The sequence below is a fragment of the Spirosoma sp. genome (assembly GCF_048594605.1).
Lineage (GTDB): Bacteria > Bacteroidota > Bacteroidia > Cytophagales > Spirosomataceae > Spirosoma.
Map to the genome: position 1 here is coordinate 1 of NZ_JBMDWV010000165.1, position 3,212 is coordinate 3,212.

General features: G+C 46.0%; 3 protein-coding genes and 1 pseudogene. 3 read left to right on the top strand and 1 reads right to left on the bottom strand.

Annotation, left to right across the window (positions count from 1 at the left end; genetic code table 11):
- Positions 1-247, top strand: a pseudogene (locus tag ACOJS8_RS10370) (MFS transporter); the annotation flags it as partial.
- A gap of 176 nt (positions 248-423) precedes the next feature.
- On the top strand, positions 424-1,332 hold the full coding sequence (locus ACOJS8_RS10375; RefSeq protein ID WP_420148472.1) for a manganese catalase family protein: 909 nt from the start codon (positions 424-426) through the stop codon (positions 1,330-1,332).
- Between the two features lie 51 nt (positions 1,333-1,383).
- Here the strand turns inward: ACOJS8_RS10375 and ACOJS8_RS10380 are convergent, their stop codons facing one another.
- Entirely contained in the window at positions 1,384-2,523 is a 1,140-nt protein-coding gene (locus tag ACOJS8_RS10380; RefSeq protein WP_420148473.1) for a pyridoxal phosphate-dependent aminotransferase, read from the bottom strand.
- A gap of 393 nt (positions 2,524-2,916) precedes the next feature.
- Between ACOJS8_RS10380 and ACOJS8_RS10385 the strand changes: the two genes are divergently transcribed.
- On the top strand, positions 2,917-3,212 hold a 296-nt coding region (locus tag ACOJS8_RS10385), incomplete at its 3' end, for an MbnP family protein (RefSeq protein ID WP_420148474.1).

Consider the following 3,212-nt stretch of genomic DNA (forward strand, 5'->3'; position numbering starts at 1 on the left):
TCTGGCCTTACCCGTAGCATTTGCCGTTTGCGTCGATATTGGTCAACGTAATTCGGGTACGGTAGCAGGCTCGATGAATTTTGCCGGACAACTAGGTGGCTTTTTCATTACCATTCTGTTTGGCATAATCGTCGAGCAAACGGCCAACTTCAATTATCCCCTATTTATGATTGCGGGCTGTTTATTCGTAAGTGCTCTGCTCTGGCTACGTATCGACCCAACAAAAACAGTCACGATCCGCGATTAGATCAATTTGCCTTAACCTCCTTTTCGCAGATAGTAAAACCGCTACGTGTTTACGGACGGCCGGACCGTTCCCTTTCTATTCTTCCTTTATACGTAGTAATTATAACAAACATCTGTGCCCTATGTTAGCAGCCTGAGTAGATATTACTCTAACTAATAGTTAAAAACGCACAGGCTATGATCTTAAAGATGGACCGGCTGCCAATTGAGTTGCCAGTACCCAAAAATCCGTCAGCTAACGACGCTGCAGCTATTCAGGAGCTATTAGGAGGCAAATTCGGGGAAATGTCTACCCTGATGAACTACACCTTTCAATCGTTCAACTTTCGGGGTCGCAAGAAAATACGTCCATTCTACGACGTAATTGCCAGCATCGCGGGTGAAGAGTACGGGCATATTGAGGTAGTGTCATACGCTATTAATTTATTGCTGACGGGTGTTACCAAAAGGGGTCATGATCCGGTTCCGGCTCCGCTCGCTGATGCCGTGAATGCTCGTAATACGTATCATTACATTGCCAGCGGTCAGGGATCTTTGCCTGTCGATTCAATGGGAAATTACTGGACAGGCCAGAACGTATTTAGCAGCGGTAACCTGAAACTGGATCTGCTTCATAATTTCTTTCTGGAATGCGGAGCTCGCGGTAATAAAATGCGCGCTTACGAAATGGTGTCCGATCCAACGGCGCGCACAATGGTGGGGTATCTGCTGGTACGTGGTGGTCTGCACATTGTAGCCTATGCAAAAGCGCTGGAAAAATTAACGGGTGTAGACGTAACGAAGCTGTTGCCAATTCCTAATCTGAGCAACAATGCGTTTCCGGAAGCAAAGAAATTTATGGAACAGAAGCTTCACCTGGAGCTATACACCTTTAGTCAGGACGATTATAAACAGGCAGGATTGATCTGGAACGGTCCGCACCCGGATGATGGTCAGGAGTGCTACGTAGTAGAAGGCGCTATTCCGGGCTTCCCTGTTCCCGATCTTGAGGAAGAACCACAACTTAATGCCCCCGGAGCCGACGATTTTGACCCGCAGGTATTCGCGGATATGGCCAAGAAAATGGGGATCAAATACGAGTATTAACTAATGGTAGAAAATGAAAGAGAGGGACAAATTGTCCCTCTCTTTCATTTTCTACGAAATCATTTTCAGACCCTCAGCAAAGGCCTTCATCTGATCCATCGTACCTAAGCTTACGCGGCACCAGTATTGACCGTCGAATTTCCACTGACGAATACTCACGCCCTGATCCATCATACGACCGACAAAATCTTCGCCTTTCATTCTAATTGGGAACATCACGAAATTCGCGCCCGATGGAAGCGGCTCGTAATTGTGCTGTTTCAGGACACCGTACAGATAATCTTTCGATTCTTTTGCCTTGCCCAGCGAATAGTTGATAAATTCTTTATCCTGAAAACTCACCGAAGCCGCCCGCAACGTAGTCATGCTTATACAACCACCCCCTGTTGCAAATTTGGCGATCTGCTCCAACAGCTCAGGCTTGGCAATCATATAACCCGCCCGCAGTCCGGCAAAACCGTGAACTTTTGAGAAAGTCCGGGTAATAATTACGTTGCTTCCTTTCTTCACTGTGTCGACCATCGAATAGGCCTTTGGATCAGGCGTGTAATCAATATACGCTTCATCGACCAGAATTGGCGTCTTTGCTCCAACCGATTCGCAGAAGGCCCGTAGCTTGGACGGGTCCACGGTTATAGCCGTTGGATTATTGGGGTTACAGAGGTAAACCATACCCGTCTGACTTCCAACACGTTCGTTGAGTTTGTTCAGGTTAATATCATACCCATCAGCTGCCACAAGCGGTACCTTATCCATCGTAATGCCATGCTTAACAGCCGTGCGCGGCAGGGCATCAAACGTTGGGTCTGGAGCTACAATGGTACGTCCAGCATTGGGTCGATACGCTGCCCAGAGCGAAGCCGCTGTCAATAATTCACCCGAGCCGGCCCCCAGCAGAATGTGATCTTCAGGAACGCCTTCGGTATCGGCCACTAACTTGCGAAACTGGCGGGCGTATTCCATTGCGTAGAGATAGCCATCGGGAGCAGCTTCCGTTATGGTCTTTAATGCCTTCGGCGATGGGCCGTACGGATTTTCATTTGCCGACAACCGGGCTTTCAAGGGACCTTTAGGCCCTTTATAGCCTTTAGGAACTTCTGGCTCCGGTTCGCAAAACGCAGCAGGAGCAGCCGCCAGCGTCAGGCCAGATAACATACTGGCACGAAGCCAGTCACGACGATTGATTGACATAAGAGAACGTTGGTCTTAACGTATCAACAGATAGAATAAAGAATAGCTTGCCTGTAAATCAGCGACTTGTAAATGAAAAAAGGAAGGTTAACTGTAACCGCTGACCTATCAAAGATACACCACAATCGAACCAATACAAATAATATTCTACCTTATTGACCAAACAATTATATAAAATATTACACAATACAATTAATTCAAAATATAATATAAACTATATAGTTATTCACATAATCAGTTATTACTATGGCACTAATAGCTAGTTGACGTATAGGCCGACGTAGTAAGTCACGCATCTGTATTTGAACAAGCGCGTTATTATTTAATCCCCGCTACTAGCATGATTTTGGCGTTGTGTACGTTACCTAATTGCATGGCTTTTGCGAAGATGTTATGAAAAATACCATTACACTCGGGTTATTATCCGTAATAATCCTCACACTGATAGTCTTTTCCTGCAACACATTCGATCCAATCTATAATGCCCCGCTTCCTGGCAAAATAAAGCTTGTGATTGATAATGTGGCTGGTACGTCTGATCTGAAGCTGGATTCGGCAACGTATCAGAATGCGGCTGGCGAATCGTTTAGCGTTAGCCGATTCAATTATTTTATCAGTAACATTCGCCTACGTAAAGCCGATGGCAGCGACTACGTAGTACCGCAGGATAGCAGCTATTTTTTAATCGA